The sequence below is a fragment of the Winogradskyella sp. MIT101101 genome, from assembly GCF_047126865.1.
Classification (GTDB): domain Bacteria; phylum Bacteroidota; class Bacteroidia; order Flavobacteriales; family Flavobacteriaceae; genus Winogradskyella; species Winogradskyella ouciana.
Window position 1 is genome coordinate 245846 of sequence record NZ_CP138982.1, and the last position, 19009, is coordinate 264854.

A 19009-nucleotide genomic window follows, 5' to 3' on the forward strand; every position below is an offset into this window, starting at 1 on the left:
AATTGTACTTTTGTCATTAGAAAAAGACATCGATTATGTTAGTTGATTTTGATACATTACCAGAGGAATCCCGTGTTTGGATATACCAAGCCAACCGCTCATTTACTGAAGAAGAGATTGCAGAACTAGAATCTAAAATCGAAACTTTTATTACTGCATGGACAGCTCACGGTAAATATTTACAAGCTGGTTATAAAATTGTATATAAGCGTTTTATAGTTATTGCATTAAATCAAAACTTGAATAATGCCACAGGCTGTTCTATTGATGCTTCCGTGCACTTTATTCAGCAATTGGAAAAGGAGTACAACGTAGATTTAATGGATAAAATGAACGTGTCCTTTAAGCAAGGAGAGTTTGTAGCTTATAAACCTCTGGTTGACTTTAAAACCATGGCAAAGAACCGTTCAGTTTCTAAAAACACCATAGTTTTTAATAATCTGGTGACCAATATTGCAGAATTTAAAGACAATTGGGAAGTACCTGCTAGCGAAAGTTGGCATAGTAGATTCATTAAGTAATTGGCCGATGTTGACAAATTCTCAGCAAACGAAGACAATTATTATGCTTTTCGCATTTCGAAATATTTTTATTTTTCAGTTAGAATAGCCATTTTTACTACCGATAAATCACAAACACCATACTTTGGCAACAGATATTTTTCTTTTAAACATTTCAGGACAGGATAAACCAGGGTTAACTTCTGGTTTAACCAGTGTTTTAGCAGAATACGATGCTAAAATTTTAGATATAGGTCAGGCTAATATCCATGATACCCTGTCACTTGGGATGATGTTTGAAATTAAATCAGGGAAAAAATCTGCAGCCGTACTAAAAGACCTGTTGTTTAAGGCCTACGAATTGGGTATAACCGCAAAGTTTACACCAATATCTCTTGAAAACTACGAGCATTGGGTGAGCATGCAAGGCAAAGATCGCTACATCGTTACCATTCTTGGTGAAAAGTTAAAGGCAGAGCAAATCTCTGAGGTCACGAAGATCATTTCAGAGAAAAATCTCAATATCGATTCCATTAAGCGCCTTACAGGTAGAACATCCTTGGTGAAAGAAGAGGAATATCCTAGGGCATCCATACAATTGTCCATTAGAGGACAGTTGAAGGATAAGTCTGAATTCACGTCTAGGTTTATGGAAATTTCAAAAGAGCTCGATGTGGATATTGCCTTTCAGGAAGATACTATGTTTAGGCGTAACCGACGTTTGGTTTGCTTTGATATGGATTCTACCTTAATCCAAACAGAGGTTATAGATGAACTTGCCGAACGTGCAGGAGTGGGAGAAGAGGTGCGTGCTATTACGGAATCAGCGATGCAAGGCGAAATTGACTTCAACGAGAGTTTTGAAAAACGTATGAAGCTTTTAAAGGGCTTAAGCGAAGATGTATTAAAAGAGGTTGCCGAAAACCTTCCGATAACAAAAGGTGCTAAACGCCTGGTAGATACACTTCATAATTACGGTTATAAAACGGCTATCTTATCTGGTGGTTTCACCTATTTTGGGCATTATCTTCAAGAAAAATTAGACATTGATTTTGTATATGCCAATCAACTCGAAATTAAAGATGGCAAACTCACAGGACACTATCTCGGAGATATTGTCAATGGTACTAAAAAAGCGGAATATCTTCAAAAACTTGCCGATAATATGGGTATAGATATCGGGCAAACCATTGCTGTAGGTGATGGTGCCAATGATTTAGAAATGCTCAATTTGGCAGGACTTGGGATTGCATTTCATGCCAAACCCAAAGTTAAGGACAATGCGCAAAATTCCATATCGAGTATTGGTCTGGATGGTGTGCTGTATCTATTGGGTTACCATGATAGGCATATTGATTTAATGGATAGTTAACCAAACTGTTAATTACACGGTTTATAAAACTATCCTAAAGTCTTTTTTACTTCTTGTTAATTATGCTATTTTGGCATAGTATTCGTTAATTAACCTAAAAACGATAAAAGAATTTTTATGCGCCATTTGTCCCTTATCCTTTTGTTTCTTTGTGCTCAAATTACTTTCGCGCAAGAGCTCACCAATAATCCATTACTTTCAGAAGATCCCATACAACAACAAAAGTGGGTGGATAGTGTTTACAATTCCATGTCCATAAAGGAGCGTATTGGCCAGCTCTATATGGTGCAAGTGATGTCTAAAAACAGCGACCAAGTCAATAATGCTGTCATTGATTTAATAAAAGACGAACATATTGGTGGAGTGATCTATTCCAATGGTGGGCCTTACAGACAAGCACAGTTAAATAATAAGTTACAAGCTGTTTCTAAAATACCGCTGTTAGTTGGTATGGATGCAGAATGGGGATTGAGTATGCGTCTGGATTCAACGTATGCCTTTCCTTGGAATATGACCCTTGGTGCCATTTCTGATAATGAATTGGTAGAACAAACAGGACGACAAATCGGTGAACATTGTAAACGTTTGGGTGTGCATTTTAATTTTGCACCAGTAGTGGATATCAATACCAATCCTAAAAACCCAATTATAGGCAATCGCTCTTTTGGAGAAGATAGGGATAACGTCACTGACAAAGGATTAGCATTTATGAAAGGTATGCAAAGTGCAGGTGTTTTGGCCAATGCAAAGCATTTTCCAGGTCATGGAGATACAGAAGACGATTCGCATAAAACGTTACCGACTGTATCATTTAGCGAAAAACGTATAGATTCAATAGAATTATATCCTTATAGGCAACTTATAAAACAAGGTTTGTCTAGCGTTATGGTGGCCCATCTTAATATTCCGAGTTTAGAATCTCGTAGAGGCTTTCCGTCGTCATTATCTAAGCATATTGTTACCGATATTCTCAAAGAGGAGCTAGGTTTTAATGGATTGATATTTACGGATGCCCTTACCATGAAAGGCGCAGCAGATTATGTAGAAAAGGGTGTTGATGGATTGACTACAAAAACACTGTCAAAAGGCGGAGAGATTGATTTAATGGCTTTTTTAGCCGGGAATGATGTAATGTTGATGTCTGAAGATCCAAAGCGAGGCATCGCTAAGTTTGTTGAAGCTTATAATGAAGGCATTATAACAGAAGAGCGCTTATCACATTCGGTAAAGAAAATATTAATGGCTAAGTATAAGGTCGGATTGAATGATTATTCACCAGTCGGTATGTATAATCTTGGCTCTGATTTAAACCGAATTAAGGACGATTTGCTCTACGAAAACCTTATGGAAAATGCCATTACGGTAGTTAAAAATGAAAAGGCCTTATTACCGTTTTCGTGATTTGCAAACCAAAAAGATAGCCTACGTGGAGTTAGGTGATGCCAGTGGTTCAACCTTCTTTAACGAGCTAAAAAAATACACTAAAGTACATCATGTTAAGGCGGATAAGCTAGATGGTGTCATTTCAAAATTACAGAATTATAATACCGTTGTAATTGGTTTTCATAAATCAAATGACAATCCTTGGAAGGATTATAAATTCTCACAACAAGAATTAGCTTGGTTATATGAAATAGCAAGAACCAATACCGTTGTATTAGATGTTTTTGCAAGACCTTATGCCTTGAATCAAATACGATCCATAGAAAATATCAATGCTATTGTAATGAGTTATCAGAATAGCAGCATCGCGCAAGAGAAATCTGCGCAACTAATATTTGGAGCTATTGGAGCCAAAGGGAAACTGCCTGTAAGTACAGGAGCATTTTTTCCGGTCGGTACTGGCGAATCTTATAATGCTTTAATGAGTTTAAGCTATGGTTTACCAGAACGCGTTGGTATGGATTCTGAAAAATTAAGCCGTATTGACTCTATTGCCAATTATGCCGTAAATAATCGAATGACACCAGGTATTCAGCTGCTGGTAGCCAGAAGAGGAAAGGTGATTTACAATAAAAACTTTGGTTACCATACGTATTCTAAAAAGAACAAGGTAGATTTTGATGATGTTTATGATGTGGCTTCACTCACTAAAATATTGGCAACCTTACCTATATTAATGGAATTGGAAGGGCAAGGTTCCGTTTCACTAGATGCTAAATTGGGTGATTTGCTACCCGAGTTTAAGGACTCCAACAAAAAGAATATCACCTTAAGGAAAATGTTGTCGCATTATGCACAATTACGACCTTGGGTTCCATTTTATTACGCAACACTAGATTCTGTGACTAAAAAACCAGATCCAAAATATTATCGAAGTAAGCGTAGTAAGGAGTTTAATATCGAAGTCACCAATTCACTTTTTCTGCGTAGCGACTATAAAGATTCCATACAGGAAACTATTAAAGAAAGCGATTTGCTTTCACGATTACGTTATCGCTATAGCGACTTACCGTATTACATTCTTAAAAATTATCTCGAAAGCTTTTATGACAAATCCTTACACGAGATTACCCAAGATCGTTATTACAAATCGTTGGGTGCGAATTACACCACTTACAACCCAAGAGAAGTTTTTAGTTTAAAGGACATTGTACCAAGCGAGGTTGACAACTATTATCGTTACAAAAAAGTACACGGTTACGTGCATGATATGGGAGCGGCAATGCAAGGAGGTATTGGAGGCCATGCTGGTATTTTTAGCAATGCCAATGATGTGGCTAAGATTATGCAAATGTATTTACAGAAGGGATTTTACGGAGGAAAGCGTTATCTAAAAGCCGAAACCATTGACAAATTCAATACCTGCTATTACTGTGAACGAGATAATAGAAGAGGTATAGGTTTTGATAAACCACAATTAGGAGATGAAGGTCCAACTTGTGGCTGTTTATCGATGAAAAGTTTTGGACATTCTGGGTTCACTGGGACTTACGCTTGGGCAGATCCTGATGAAGAGCTTGTGTATGTATTTTTGGCCAACAGAACTTATCCTGAAGCCGGTAAAAACTTATTGTTGAGAGAAAACATTAGAACCGAAATTCAGCGCTTGATATACGAAGCGATAATTGAATGATTTAAAGGCAACCGTTATAAGTTAAAAAGTCCTTAAAGTAGAGGATAACATTTCTAAAACTTATAACTTTAGACTTTATATTGAATAGTACTGTCAGGTTGAGCGCAGTCGAAACCTAAATTGACCAAAACATAAAATAGACCTTTCGATGGCGCTCAAGGTGACATAAATTTAAACGTCCAGATGAAAATAGGAATTGTTTGTTACCCAACCTTTGGAGGTAGTGGAGTAGTAGCCACAGAATTAGGATTAGAGCTTTCTAAGCGTGGTCATGAAATTCATTTTATAACCTACAGTCAACCTGTACGGTTAGAATTACTGAGTAACAATGTTCATTTTCACGAAGTGCATGTACCAGAGTATCCCTTGTTTCTTTATCAACCCTATGAGCTTGCGCTCTCCAGTAAATTAGTGGATATGGTAAAGCTACATGGCTTACAACTATTGCATGTGCATTATGCCATTCCACATGCCTACGCGGCTTATATGGCTCAGCAAATGCTATATGATGAAGGTATTATTGTGCCCATTGTAACCACATTGCACGGAACCGATATTACACTGGTAGGAAGTCATCCATTTTATAAACCTGCAGTAGCATTCAGCATTAATAAATCAGATGCCGTAACTTCAGTTTCAGAGAGTCTTAAAAAGGATACCATGCGTTTGTTTGATATTAAAAAAGACATTCATGTGGTGCCAAATTTTATAGATTTAGAAAAGCACCTGCATAATTTTACGGATTGTCAGCGCGAAATGATGGCAGATGATGAAGAACGTATTGTCACTCACATTAGTAATATGCGAGAAGTGAAGCAAATCCCGGATGTGATTAAAATCTTTTATAACATTCAGAAGGAATTACCAGCCAAACTTATGATGGTGGGTGAAGGCCCAGAAAAGGAAGGAGCAGAGCGCATGGTGGAAGAGCTAGGTATTAAGGATAAGGTGGTTTTCTTCGGAAACAGTCATGAGATTGATAGAATTTTATGTTTCAGTGATCTGTTCTTATTACCATCACAAACCGAGAGTTTTGGTTTAGCTGCTTTAGAGGCTATGGCAAGTAGTGTGCCTGTAATATCTTCAAATACTGGTGGATTGCCAGAAGTTAATGAAGATGGGTATTCAGGTTATCTGAGTGATGTAAATGATGTAAATGAAATGTCTGCCAATGCCATTCATATTTTAAAGGATCCTGAGGTTTTAAATACGTTTAAAGCAAATGCCAAGGCACAGTCCCAAAAATTTGATTTGCATAGTGTAGTACCTATGTATGAGCGTATTTATGAAGAAACGTTAGAAAAATTATCGGTTATCAATTAGACCATACGGCATAGCGTGCTCTACGTAATTCCAATGTTATTTCCTTTTCCGCTTTAAGCGCTTCATCTCTAGTTAAAAATGGATCAATATGATTGTACAGACTTGGTCTTAAATACAGACCGTATTTCTCTACAATATTCGAAGAAATTTTATACCCTTTCTTATTTCTATAACCTGATTTATGTTGCTCAAAGCGTTCTTTGGGAGTTTTACTGGTCATGCCCACATAGAGACATTCAAGCACACCATTATATTGTGGGTTTGCCACTCTAAACTTAGCGTTTTCAGTATATACACGCTTAGATAATTCTACAACATAAATACGGTAAAGCGTTTTGGGCATGTTATTTAAACTGAGATAAAAAGTCCATAACTACTTTCCAGGTTTCAGCAGCGCTGCCTTCAATTCGGCTTTCATCGAGCATTGAGGAACCATGAACACCATTTTCGGCTACATAAGTTTTATGGCCATTTTCCTTGGCAAGCTTCACTTGGGTTTGCGAACGCTCGCTTTCCATTTCTGAGGCTGGTTTCATTAACAATAAGGGTACTTTTATGGCTTCAATATGTGCATTAGGTTGACAATCTTCCATAGGATTACCAGATGCTGGTGAAAACGCCAAAACACCATCCACGGCACTTTGGTTGTTATCGGCAAGCTTTAAAGCTAAAGTAGCACTGTAACTGCTTCCCCAAAGGATTGTATTTCCGGTAAAACCAGAATCTTTTACATAGTTTAATGCTGCGACCATATCTGGATAGGCATCACAATAGCCATATTCGTTTTTGGGAATCTCGGCAACGGTCCTGTTATAGCCACCATAATAATATTGTCCACCAACACGCTGATCGATAGTAAGAATATTAAATCCTTCTTTTCTAAGCTTAGGAATTATAGACTTATATTCAGCTCTGGTATTAGAACCTCCTTGATGAAATATGATAAGGGTAGGAGCGGACTTATCTTTTTCGTAGAGATCGCCATAGACTTTTATACTGTCACTGGCAAAAAAATGAATTTCGGTGGTGGCTTCGGGTTCAGACGTGGTTTTTACTTCGGTTTCTTTCTCTTTGCAAGACACTATGATTAAGAGCAGAAGAACAATAGAGCATAAGTTTTTCATAATATAACAAGTTAGAATCAGTGATAATTTTGAAGGTAAAAATCCTAAACGACAGTTAATTTATAGTAATTATTTATAAAAGTTGACTTAATTAACACTTTGTGTTAAAACCAGAATTTGCTATACTGATTCGCAATTTTATGTACTACAGGGAAATTGTTGAGTTAGTAAAAAGCAAATCATAAGAATTTTTGATGGCTTGTATTTTGCAGAATTATGTTATTTAGAAGTCTAGAAAAAATCGTGAAAAAGAAGCTAGGATTTTTGCCACAGTGCTTTGTTGTGCTTTCGTTATTTATTTAATTCGATACTAATCAAATCCATTGTGTTGTCGATATCTAATAGAATTTCTTTAAAGTCCTTACTTTTTTCGGTTGCAATTTTCCAACTCATATTTGATTCTAAAGCCAATATAGCTTTTGGGCGATTGATTTCATTTTTAAAATAATCTTCAATTTCGGGATGTTTAATTAATCTGTTTGTCAAATCTTTGGACCCTATTGCAACAAAATACTCCTTGAGAAAATCTACCTGAATTTCAGCATTTCCTTTTATCCTTTCTTCTAATAACTTTTGTTTTCGATTTAAATCAAGAATTTTATTCCGAAGTTCTTTTGGAATAATCTTTATTTCACCAGATTTTTCAAGTGATTCAAACGTACTTGAATTGAAGTTTATTAGACTAGCAGAGAGCTTTAACTTAAATAAATTATTAATCATCTCATCTATTGTTAAACCTTTTTGATTAAAAGTTTCAAGGTATACTGAATAACTTGACTTTATAGAATCTGTTTTTGAAATATTATCAATTAAGAGGGCTTTATCCTTTTTTAAATCATCTATTAGTTGATTGTAATAATCTTGCCTTTTTTCATCCAATTTTCTATTTTCATTCCAATTATTTATTTGTAGTGCTATCAAAATTCCGATTACCACAAGTATAATTTCTCCTAATGCATATTTAAAGTACTTTCCAGTTTTGTTTTTCTCCATTAGGTCGTATCTGATTTTTCTAAAGAATTTTATCATTGGTTAGCGGTTTCTGATAATGAAGCACAACGGTCTCGGCTATGAGTAGTTGCGTTGTTTGGCACTTAACTTTGCAAGTATACACCGAGTTGGAAATTCCGCAGGAATTTAGCTTAGTTATTGTTGGGTGTAGTTTTTTTTATTCGGTTATTCTATTTTTTAAATCCATTTGTCCGTGTAAAATTCTAGTGCTTTCAATCGGTTGGTTAATTCGTTTTCGGTAAAAAATGATATGTCGACTTGTTTTAAGTCCAAATAAGTCATTGGTTATTCCGTCGTAATTTTTTCCTAATTCAGGATTATTTGCAATGTCTTGGCAACTATCTAATAGCAAATTATAATACCTGTCAGCTTGTTGTTCAGACCACTTTTCTACCGTGTATTCCCAAATTCCAGTCAAATCCTCAACAGCTTTGTTAGTCAGTTCATATTTAGCCATTCTTTTTACGTCTAGCTTTTAATTCCTGAAGATGTTTTTCTGGGTCAAAATCGTGTGCAATTCCGCTGTCAATTCCTTCCTGAATTGCATTTCTCAAAGCAATAACTTTACTTTCTTCGTTTTCCAGAAGTCGAAGTCCAGCTCTAATTACTTCGCTTACGTTTTTATATCGTCCAGCTGAAACTTGGCTACTCACAAATTGGTCAAAATAGTTTCCAAGTGATATTGATGTGTTCTTACTCATAATTCAAATATTTACTCAAAAGTACCAAAAATTGGTAAGTTTTCCAAATGTCTTGTCCTACGGTCTCGGCTATGCGTAGTGCGGGTTTTCAAGGCACTTAACTTTCCGTTTACCGATAAGTTTGCTTAGTGTAATTGTTTTCATATTAGCACTTTAGCCCGCATTACGTATAGCCAATGTTGGCAGCAGTCTTCATATTTTCATATTCACTCCAAAGATGATTTGCCTAAATCCTCCCCCAAATACTCCTGATGTGGCACGATTCAAACGAGAAGCTCGGTAAATCTCATTGGTTATGTTTTTACCGTTGAGGAAAACGGTCGTATTTAGGTTTTTGCCTAAAACAAAATCATAATTCACAAAGGCATCAATAGAATGATAGGCAGGCAGTTTTCCGATTGCTCCATCGGCTGACTCTTGATTGAAATTATGAAACTCTGTAAACTGCTCACTCACAAAATGTCCGCTCACACCAAGGGATAATTTGTCAAAATCATAATTCAAACCAATGCTTGCGTTCCATCTTGGTGTATAAGGTGCTTCTGCATCTGAAATGCCATCACCACCAAATCGGATTACGCTTTTTGTAATATTTTGGAAGTCCGATTGGTCAATGGTTTCATCTGTGAGCAATACTTCTTCTCCCGAGCCATCTGAAATATATACATCATAGGCACTTCGGTTGGTGTTTACTTTATTAATGTACTCGTTTTGAGTAGCGGTACTGTGGATGACCTGTGAGAAAAGGTCTCTATCTACCAATCTACCTTCCAATACTTTGGATTGCATTATGTTTACGTTTCCAAAAAGACTTAATTGATGGTGGTTTATATCGAAAAGTTCGGCACCAATAGCAACTTCCAATCCCTGAACATTGATTTTCCCTAATTCTTCAAACACTTCGTTTCGTCCGCCTGCATAAAAATTTCGACTGGTATTGTTGAAGTAGGTCAACTGCCCGTCAATTCGATTATTCCACAAATTTCCTCGCCAACCTATTTCCCTGTTCCACGCCAATTCAGGCTCAATGTTGATGCTTTGCCCTGCAAGTGGATTGGTAACAATACCGTCTTGCTCCACCAAAAAACCGAATACTTTTGACGGTGCAATCATTCCCTGATAAATGCTTCCATAAAATTCGCCATTTCGGATGCGATAATCCACCGTAATGCCCGGTAAAAATTGCGTGTAAACATTCGGCTCTCTTCCTTCTTCTGTACTGTTTATATTCGGGTTTTGGGCAAGGGCTAATAAATCTTGTCGATACATATCTACGTGTTCCAATCGAAGGATAGGGGTAATTCCCCATTTGCCGATGTTAAATTCATTTCGGATAAAACCATTGACAGACCAAAGGCGATACCATAGGTCTTTAGTAGTAGTTCCATTTCTTGCCCACCGACTGCTGTCAGCAACCAAAAAGCGGTCTTTAAAAGTTTCTCGGTGCAGATTTATAGTAGCTTCTAAATGCTGTTTTTCACCGAAGGCTTGCCAATCATAATCCATAGTTTCTTTGAATCCCGAAACAGTGTACGTCCAACGACTATCTGTGGTGCTTTCCCGACCGTTTAGCACCCTGCCCACAATGACGTAATCCTCTTCTTCAAAAGTTTTTCCATTCAAATAGCTGTAACGGTCGTTGAAAATCACATCTCCAACGTAATTTTTTACCTCAGATGCTTTGACCTTTGCCGTGATCTGTCTCCACCAATCCCGTTCAAAATCGGTCGCATAAATTTTTGAAGTGAAACTCAGCTTACTATTTGGCAACCATTTGTGGATAATATCCACTCCATAACGCCTCATTGTAAATTGGTCGGCATCCAAGGGGTTTTGGGTCGGGTCGGTATCAAAGGTAAATGGGGTTTGCGAGCTTAAAGAAGCCTGATTGTCTTCAAACTGACCGCTTACTTTAAAATATAAGGACTGATTTTTAGAAAGTTTTGCAAATATTTTGGCATTCAAATTCAGTACTTCTACCGAAGAATTATCTGTAAAGCCATCAAACTTTTTGTAAACACCTTCTACCAATGCCCCGAGGTTGTTCCAAGTGCCACCATAAGAAAGTAAGCCCGTTTGATAATTTCGCTGACCGCCAACGAGTTTAACCCTCAATTCAGGTTTTTGAGGAGGCATTGCCGTGATATAATTGATTGCACCATACATATTATTCGGTCCAAAGCGTAGCATATCCGCCCCTTTGTACACTTCTATAGCGGTTAAACGGTCGCTGACTGGATTGTAATAGGCACCCGGTGCAATGTAGGGAGCGGGTGCAGAAGGTGTTCCATCTTCCATTAACAGTACCTTTTTAGAACGCCTGCCCCAAGAACCTCTGATGCTGATATTTGGGCGGTTGGAAAGTCCCATATCTCCAACAATGTTCACTCCTGGTACTGTACGCAGGACTTCTTCTGTACTCAACGGATTGATGTTTTTTAATGCAATGGGATTGATACGGAAATTACTTCCTTTAAAGTCACCTTTGTAATTATTAGGTGATGCACTTACAATGACCTCATCAAGCGTGGTACTGGCACGTGGCAATGCAATTATTCCCAAGTCATTTGTTTGTGCATTAACTTTAATAATGCTATCGTCATAACCTAAATATTTAATGATGATTTTGTCATTATCGGTTACATTTTTTAATTCAAAATTCCCTTGTTCATCCGTAACCGTTCCGTTTCCGCTTGATAGAAGCTGAACCAATGCTCCTATCAAAGGCTGTTGGTCGGTTTGGTCAATGACTTTTCCTGTTATGTTTTTTTGAGAAAAAGCCAATTGACTCATTGTCAATAAACTGATAAGGATGATTGTTACTTTTTTATTCATTTTTTGCTTTTTCTCTGATTGCTGCCAACGGTTTTGTGTATGGCTTCGTTGCGGAAAATCAGCTATGATTTTCCGCCGTAACCGAAAGATAGCAAATTGCAATGAATTCCGATTAGGAATTCAGCCGCAATGAGCTATACACGTTGTTGTGCTTTCGTTATTTTTCATTCAATTCTTCGTGAATCATTTCTGTTAATAATTCCGCTTTATTTTTCAATTCTTGAGTGATATTTATTCCAATTGATTTCCTTGAAATATTATTTCTTAAATTATTTCTTCCCAAGTTGGATTCTATCTTTTTAATTAATGCTGTCTTTCTCGACTCTTCATTCTCCGAAAAAGAGAGATTCAGATTTTGACTTCGACCAAAAACGGGATTGATTTCATAATCATTTGTAACAAACCAAAAATCATCATCATTTATTGAACGTTTTTCGTCATAGTCGATATACAAATTGAATCTATATAGGTCTTCTGAATAATAATTGTTGATAGCATCATTCAATTCTTTTGACCCTAATTGATTTGCCAATCCAGAATTTTTTAATTTTTGGTAGGTTTGGTCAGTAATCTTATAATCATTGAAATAACTTGTTATTGTTAAAACAATTGAATCGAATGGAAGAGTTTGATAATTTTTATTCTCAAAAACCTTTGAATTGTTTTCTATTTGCTCATTCAGGTTTTTAATAATTACATCAAACCGTTTTGTATCCTTATTCAAATCAACCACAATACCTTTTAGGTAGGTTTTAATTGTTGAATTTTCCTTTCTTTTCTCATTCCAATTATTAATACTTAATGCTATTAAAATTCCGATAACAACAAGCATAATTTCTCCAATGGCGTATTTAAAATACTTTCCAGTTTTGCCTTCTGCAAGTAAATTTTGTCTAATTTTTCTAAAGAATTTTATCATTGGTTAATGGTTGGTCATAGTTTCTTGTCCATAGCTTTAGCGCAGACTAATGAAGCACAACGGTTTTGTATAAGATTAGTTGCGTTGTTTAAGCAACTAATTTAGCAAATACAAACCGAATAGAAAATCCGCTAGGATTTTCGTAAGTAGGCTTGCACTAGCAATTAATTTTATACGGTGTTGTGCGTAGGTTTTTTTTCATTAATTAATTCTGTTATTTTTTCCGCTTTTTCAAAATCCGCATTATTCAGCCATATTTTCAAGTTCTGATTTTCCATTTTAAGAATTAAGTTTGCTTTAGTTCTAAATTTCCCTCCATTTCCACTTCCAGTTAAAAAGTCAACTATTATACTTAAAACAGAAATAAACCAATTAGTTTGCTCCGAATTCAGTTCCGCAGTTTTTATTTCAGCATATGAGTAAGTTCCGCTATTTTTAGGTTCCGAAGCGTCAACGATTTCAAATTCGTCTGTATTCAGAACGATTTTCAATTCTGGCTTTTTTCTTAATTCAACAGTTTCTCTCATTCAAGTTTTATTTAGCTTAAAAATTCCTCAAATCTTTTTAAGGCATTTATGAATGCGTTATGGCTTTTTTTTCCAAATTCAGATTCAGTTCCGTCGAAATCATATTTTTCTACATAATAACTTATGTTTTCAGATAGCTCATTGATAGATATGTTCTCTCTAGACCTTATCTTTTCCACTCGTTTCATATAATCGTAAACTGTTGAAGGGTTTCCAGATGGTGTAAATTCACTATATCCTTTTTTAATCAAATATGTCTTGAAATTTTCTAACATAGGTTTCTGTTTCAGGTTTTGGTCAACTTACGCACAACGTGTTCGTGTATGGTTTCGTTGCGTTATGACTAAGATAGAGAAAAGGCGAGAAACCATTGTTCAGCAGCAAAGAAATTCCGTGTAGGAATTTCGGAGCAATGAACTATACACGTTGTTGTGTGTAGTTTTCCTAGAGTTTATTTAACTTTCAATGTCATTACGCAGAAAGAAAAGCCATCGTTAATTTTTGGGTCGAACATCTTCTCTGCGTTTTGTACAATATAATTACCTGGCCCATACTCCCTTTTCCAACGTTCATCATCTGCAATATCTTCAGCCATTTCATTAGTTACCTTTATAATATCACCAGCCTTTGGCTCATCTAAAAAAGTATAGCTAATCCAAAAGTCGCCACTATTACCAGATAACTCCTCTAAATTTTTATGAAGCCATACTTTAGATTTGTACATATGCTTAATTTATAGAATCTGTTTTTACTTGATTGGATAATTTTTGATTTAACTGTTTAAGCTCTTGATTCTGTTTTTTTAGTATTTCAATTTGTTCAGCTTGCCAGATTTCATCGGATTTCTGGTCTGATTCTGCAAACCCTAATGCTTTACTTCCGATGAAGAGCGTTATTATGGCCAAAAGAATTGTTAGTCCAGTTAAAAACCAATTGATAAATGTATGTTTTCTATTTTGGCTTTTCTCCTTTTCAATTAAATTTAGAAGTCCAGATTGAATTCGATTATTAAGTTCCGACTGTCCTAGTTCAATCATTGATATATAGTAATTTGCTCCTAAGGAAACATTGACATTAGGTTTGGTTACTACTGTTGCTCTATGGGCACAATCAGAAATCACTCGTTGGATTTCTTCATTCGACATCTCATTCGGAAAGGTATTCGGTATTTCTAATTTCATTATTTTTTAAAAGTCCAATTTTCTGATTTACAATTATTTGTATTAAAAATGGAAGAAATGTTACATCAATCGGTTTCCGTATAAATTACACACAACGGTCTCGTATAACCGTCAGTTACGGATTTAAAGTTAATAATTTTCGGTTAAGCACAGACGTTAGCAATTCCGAGTGGATTCGGACGTAGTCGAATCCGCCGTAATTGCGGTTATACATTGTTGCCAGTAGTATTTTTTCATTTTATAAGCCAATAAATTAAAATCGGTGGAATAACTATCAAAATGTGATATAAAAATTGTGTACTCCAATAATATCTTAATTTGATAATTCCAATATTCAGCCAATTTAGTTTGAAATAGTCATTTTTAGTAGTTTGAAACATTAAAAAATCTATGTATTTATGATTTTCGTATTTTTTCAAAACGTTAGAATATTCATTTGACAAATCCTCCGAAAGTTTGTTTATTTCGTCTTGTTTCATAGAACTTGTTTTCAAATAGCGTAGTTTATTATAAAGTTCGCTTATTTCTAAAGCACAATCGTGAAATTTTTCAGCTCGTAGTCGGTAATCATTTGAACCTTCCAACTGGCTAAAGACGAGTATTAAAATTGAAAGACTCGTTGAGATTAGAGCAAAATGTTTGGTTGAAATCAATAATTCAGGCCCAATTTCAAACACACTTAAAAGTCCAAGAATTATTAAATAAGCTGATAAAAAACCTAATGAATATGAAGAAAGTTTATTTATCGATTTAAGTCTATGACTAGCAACAAATCTAGCTCCTTTTGTTGTCCAAAATTTAAAGTTCAGTTCAACACTAAAATCTTTATCTAAATATTGTTGTCCCGAAGTAGTTTCTAAATTTTCACTCATTAAATTCTTTGGTTTTCGGTTGGTTTATATTACTGGCAACGGTCTTGTGTATGAAACGTAGCGTATAAATAAGCGCAACTTTTCGGATTTAGCACGAGCCGAATTTTTTATTTTTATGTTTAATTTTCTTTTATAAATATAACCAAATAAAAAATTTGGCGTACTTTGTAAATATACAAAAACCTCTCGGAAAGCCTATAATAGCTATGTTTTATACACGTTGTTGTAAGTAGTGCTTTTCACGTTCTGCTTGGTCTTCCGATGTTTGTTATTTAGTTCAAATGTGAGCGTTGGCAAGACATACTCTTTTGCAATTTTTGGTGTTGCGTTGGCTGTGGCGAATTGCGAATGTGTATGGCTTTTTAGCGTTGGCTTTTCATTTTCTATATATTCTTTTCAATCGTTGCAATTTCAGTCGGTTCAATTTGGTAAAGCTCGTAGATAGTCGAGTTGATTTCACTTTCTGCTTTTCCTAATTCCGCTGTGAGTTGCTCCAATTCTTTTGTTAATTGTATTTCTCGGTCAAAATTGTTTTCCGTTTTTGCTTTTTCCAACAACTCTTGGTAATCAGACATTTTTTGGGTGTTAGAAATAATACTGTCAACTAAATCAGCAATTTTGTCTTGAGTTTCAATACTCGGATTTATTAAAGGCAAATTCTCTAAAGGTGTTTTGTCAATTTGGTAATTGTTTCCTTGCATTTTTCCTTTGTACTTTAGCCAAAATGCTATCAAATTCGAGTTTAAAATTCCTGTTAGATACTTTTGATTAATTCTATCTGTTTTTATGACCATAAAAGTCCTATTAACGTAAGTATCAAAATCTGTATAAGTAAATCTTGGTCGAACTGAACACTTTCTTAATGAAAATATTTTTTCTCCTTTAAAATACTTTTCGTCTCTCGAACGATGTAGTCCATAAGGTTTGTTTACCGAAGTGAAAACGTCTAAAAACTTGTCTAAATGCTCTTTTACGTTTGGATAAGGAAGTATTTTTTCTTTGTTTTTGAAACTCGAATCTGTGTAAATAATCCAAAGTTTATTTTTTGGATTACCATAGTATTGTTGTAATTCTGTTGTTGTATAAAATGGTTTTAAAAGTTCTTTTTCCTTTTGATTTAAGTTCAAATTGTCATATTCAGATTGACTTAAATTAAAAATTCCATCTCCAATTTCTACGTTTTCGATTACTTCTTTATGCTTTTTATTTACGAAATCTTGCAATAAATCAATTCCTGAAGCAATTTCTTTAGAATCTAAACTAAAATTTTCTTTTGCTTTAATTTTCTCAATTATCAAATTGAGTTCTGCATTTATAAAATTAATTGGTTGATTTAATAATTCTTTCTTAACGATGTTTGATGTAAAATACTCGTATTTCTCGTCAGCGATTTTTTCTAAAAATAGTTGAGCGTCTTCGTGTTTTATTTTACTGTTAAGCACTTTGGAAAAGTTAAGACCATAATTTTCATTATTATCACTTCTTTGCATAATGTAAATCATAGTTTGAATACCTGCGGAATCAAAAACTTTAAAATCGCTAAAGTCTATAAAATCTACAATTTTACCCTTTTCAATAATATAATCTCTAAACTTTGAAGCACCATCATTAGTTATCCAATTGTTAGGTGCGATGTAACCAATTAAACCGTAATCTTTTTTAATAATGTCTAAAGCTAAAGCTCCAAAGAAATACCACAAATCCATTTTCCCTTGATAACACGAATGTTCGTGTAAGCCGTCAAAAGCTGATTTGTTCGTAGCCTCTTTTATGTATGGTGGATTTCCAATAACAACATCAAAACCTCCATTTTTCATAATGCCTGGAAATTCTTTGTTCCAATCAAATTCTGATGCTAAAAGAGAATTACCACATTTAATATTATTATTTAATTTAGACAGTTTACGGTCTTTTTTTGCTGTGCGAAGCCAAAGCGATAATTGAGCAATTTCAACACTTTCTTCATTAATATCTACTCCAAAAAGGTTGTTTTCTAAAATGTTTTTATCTGTATCGAACAATCTCAAAGGTGAGTTTGTTAAGTCTGCAATTATGTCGTCTATTTTTTCGTGTTCTTCAATTAAGTAGTTTAACGCTTGATTTAAAAATGCACCACTTCCACAAGCTGGGTCAATAACTTTTAGGTTTGTCAACCAATTTTTATAGTCGGTTAAAGTTTTAAATAACTTTTTCCCTTTTACCGTTAAAGTCTTGTCTTTTTTTAGAAATGAATCATCATATTCAATTTCTTCAATGTCGAGTTCTTTTCTTTTGTCGACGCAAAGTTTTCCAATTGTATTAGCAACAATGTAAGTTGTTATATATTTTGGTGTATAAAAAACACCATCTTTTTTTCTTTTCGTTCTTTTTTGGTCGGAAACTGTTCCCTCAATTTCTGCGGTTACTTCTTCGATTTCATTGAGTGAATGCTCAAAAATGTGACCAAGAATATTTACGTCAACTTCTGTGTTAAAATCATACGTTGATAATTTTTTCAAATCATCAATTAATATTTCATCATCAATATTTAAGCTGTTAAGCAACAAATCTTCGTAGAATAATCCACCATTGTAAGCCGGAATATTGTCGGATTCTTTTTTTCCTTTTCTACCAATATTCATATAACCGAAATACTGTTTGAAAATTTCGTAAATCGGCTTGTAAGCGTCTTCTTCTTTTAATATGTCAAAACGCTTAATTATTCTTGAAATTGAATTTGGTGGCAATAAGCCACTATCTTCTGCAAAAAGTATGAATAAAAATCGGTCTAATAGTTTTTGAGATTTTTTGAATAGTAATAACTTATCATCATCAGGATGATTGGCAATAAGATTATTGAACAGTTTATTTTTGAAATGAGAATAGTCTTTATAAAGTTCTTCTGAAATTTCCTTTTCGTGAAACTGTGTTTCTTTTTTGAGCTTAATTGGAAGATTTGAAAAAATACTTTCTTTATGAAGTATCAAATAAAGTAGTTCAAATCTTTCTCTATCGAGAAAAAACAAATCAAATTCTTCAAATTCGGTAGAGTAGTCAATGTAAAAACGAATTTTTTGAAAATTTGAAGTAATTACATATTTACATTCAGGTTGATTGTTTTTGTAATTAAAAGCTTGTTGCGTAATTTTTGTTAAGTCCTTTGTTTTGGTTGACTTTAGCTCAATTACTGCGATTGCATTTTCATTTTTTAAAATCGCTCCATCAGCTTTTTTTCCATCAGTTTGATTTTTAAATTCTCGCTGTAAATCAAAGTTTTCGTTTGGTCGAAGTGTGTAACCTAAAACATCAACAAATATTTCACGTAAAAATCCGTCTTGATATTCTTCTTCTTTCAGCGTTTTTATTTGCTCAATTTTCGCTGGATTGTAATTCAGTCGGAATGTTTGGAAAGCTTTTTCTACCTTTTCTTGGTCAAGATTTTTAAGGTGTTTTTTTATTACGGATTTTTGAAATATTGGCATTTATTTTGGTTCGGTTTTTTCTTTCACAAGATACTATTTTTCGAGCGTTGGCAAAGAACAGCTCTTTTGGTTTTTTAAGCGTTGGATTATGTGTTGGCAAAAAACCA

The 19009-nt window shown here is 34.6% G+C and carries 16 protein-coding genes and 1 pseudogene; 4 read left to right on the forward strand and 13 right to left on the reverse strand.

Going from position 1 to position 19009, the window contains the following annotated elements:
- Positions 1 to 35 precede the first annotated feature (35 nt).
- The 4 genes and pseudogenes from SIB89_RS01140 (at position 36) to bshA (ending at position 6271) form a co-directional block, all read left to right on the forward strand.
- A complete protein-coding gene (locus tag SIB89_RS01140; protein ID WP_412560815.1) occupies positions 36 to 521 on the forward strand; it encodes an ABC transporter ATPase in 486 nt (161 codons plus the stop codon).
- A gap of 124 nt (positions 522 to 645) precedes the next feature.
- Entirely contained in the window at positions 646 to 1872 is a 1227-nt protein-coding gene (gene serB, locus SIB89_RS01145; protein ID WP_273291697.1) for a phosphoserine phosphatase SerB, read from the forward strand.
- Positions 1873 to 1989: 117 nt separating this feature from the next.
- Positions 1990 to 4948, forward strand: a pseudogene (locus tag SIB89_RS01150) (glycoside hydrolase family 3 N-terminal domain-containing protein).
- 183 nt (positions 4949 to 5131) lie between these two features.
- Positions 5132 to 6271 carry an N-acetyl-alpha-D-glucosaminyl L-malate synthase BshA gene (bshA, locus tag SIB89_RS01155; protein WP_155087590.1) on the forward strand — a complete coding sequence of 380 codons (1140 nt, stop codon included), beginning with the start codon at positions 5132 to 5134 and terminating at the stop codon, positions 6269 to 6271.
- Here the strand turns inward: bshA and SIB89_RS01160 are convergent.
- The 13 genes from SIB89_RS01160 to SIB89_RS01220 form a co-directional block, all read right to left on the reverse strand.
- A complete protein-coding gene (locus SIB89_RS01160; RefSeq protein ID WP_412560816.1) occupies positions 6264 to 6614 on the reverse strand; it encodes a ribose-5-phosphate isomerase in 351 nt (116 codons plus the stop codon). The genes bshA and SIB89_RS01160 overlap by 8 nt on opposite strands.
- A gap of 1 nt (position 6615) precedes the next feature.
- Entirely contained in the window at positions 6616 to 7395 is a 780-nt protein-coding gene (locus SIB89_RS01165; RefSeq protein WP_412560817.1) for an alpha/beta hydrolase, read from the reverse strand.
- A gap of 291 nt (positions 7396 to 7686) precedes the next feature.
- Complete coding sequence (locus SIB89_RS01170) at positions 7687 to 8424, reverse strand: DUF6090 family protein (protein WP_412560818.1); 738 nt, start codon at positions 8422 to 8424, stop codon at positions 7687 to 7689.
- A gap of 139 nt (positions 8425 to 8563) precedes the next feature.
- A complete protein-coding gene (locus tag SIB89_RS01175) occupies positions 8564 to 8863 on the reverse strand; it encodes a type II toxin-antitoxin system RelE/ParE family toxin (RefSeq protein WP_412560819.1) in 300 nt (99 codons plus the stop codon).
- Positions 8856 to 9107 carry a type II toxin-antitoxin system ParD family antitoxin gene (locus SIB89_RS01180; protein WP_273291683.1) on the reverse strand — a complete coding sequence of 84 codons (252 nt, stop codon included), beginning with the start codon at positions 9105 to 9107 and terminating at the stop codon, positions 8856 to 8858. The genes SIB89_RS01175 and SIB89_RS01180 overlap by 8 nt, the downstream gene beginning before the upstream one ends.
- A gap of 192 nt (positions 9108 to 9299) precedes the next feature.
- On the reverse strand, positions 9300 to 11942 hold the full coding sequence (locus SIB89_RS01185; protein WP_412560820.1) for a carboxypeptidase-like regulatory domain-containing protein: 2643 nt from the start codon (positions 11940 to 11942) through the stop codon (positions 9300 to 9302).
- 157 nt (positions 11943 to 12099) lie between these two features.
- Positions 12100 to 12861: a DUF6090 family protein gene (locus SIB89_RS01190; RefSeq protein WP_412560821.1), complete on the reverse strand. Its 762-nt coding sequence runs from the start codon at positions 12859 to 12861 to the stop codon at positions 12100 to 12102.
- Positions 12862 to 13031: 170 nt separating this feature from the next.
- Entirely contained in the window at positions 13032 to 13388 is a 357-nt protein-coding gene (locus tag SIB89_RS01195; protein WP_412560822.1) for a hypothetical protein, read from the reverse strand.
- A gap of 11 nt (positions 13389 to 13399) precedes the next feature.
- Complete coding sequence (locus SIB89_RS01200; RefSeq protein ID WP_412560823.1) at positions 13400 to 13663, reverse strand: hypothetical protein; 264 nt, start codon at positions 13661 to 13663, stop codon at positions 13400 to 13402.
- A gap of 176 nt (positions 13664 to 13839) precedes the next feature.
- On the reverse strand, positions 13840 to 14112 hold the full coding sequence (locus SIB89_RS01205) for a hypothetical protein (protein WP_412560824.1): 273 nt from the start codon (positions 14110 to 14112) through the stop codon (positions 13840 to 13842).
- Between the two features lie 4 nt (positions 14113 to 14116).
- On the reverse strand, positions 14117 to 14569 hold the full coding sequence (locus SIB89_RS01210) for a hypothetical protein (RefSeq protein ID WP_412560825.1): 453 nt from the start codon (positions 14567 to 14569) through the stop codon (positions 14117 to 14119).
- Between the two features lie 233 nt (positions 14570 to 14802).
- The gene (locus SIB89_RS01215; protein ID WP_412560826.1) at positions 14803 to 15441 is read right to left on the reverse strand and encodes an SLATT domain-containing protein; all 639 of its coding nucleotides are present in this window, start codon (positions 15439 to 15441) and stop codon (positions 14803 to 14805) included.
- A gap of 383 nt (positions 15442 to 15824) precedes the next feature.
- Positions 15825 to 18902: an Eco57I restriction-modification methylase domain-containing protein gene (locus SIB89_RS01220; RefSeq protein ID WP_412560827.1), complete on the reverse strand. Its 3078-nt coding sequence runs from the start codon at positions 18900 to 18902 to the stop codon at positions 15825 to 15827.
- Between the last annotated feature and the right edge of the window lie 107 nt (positions 18903 to 19009).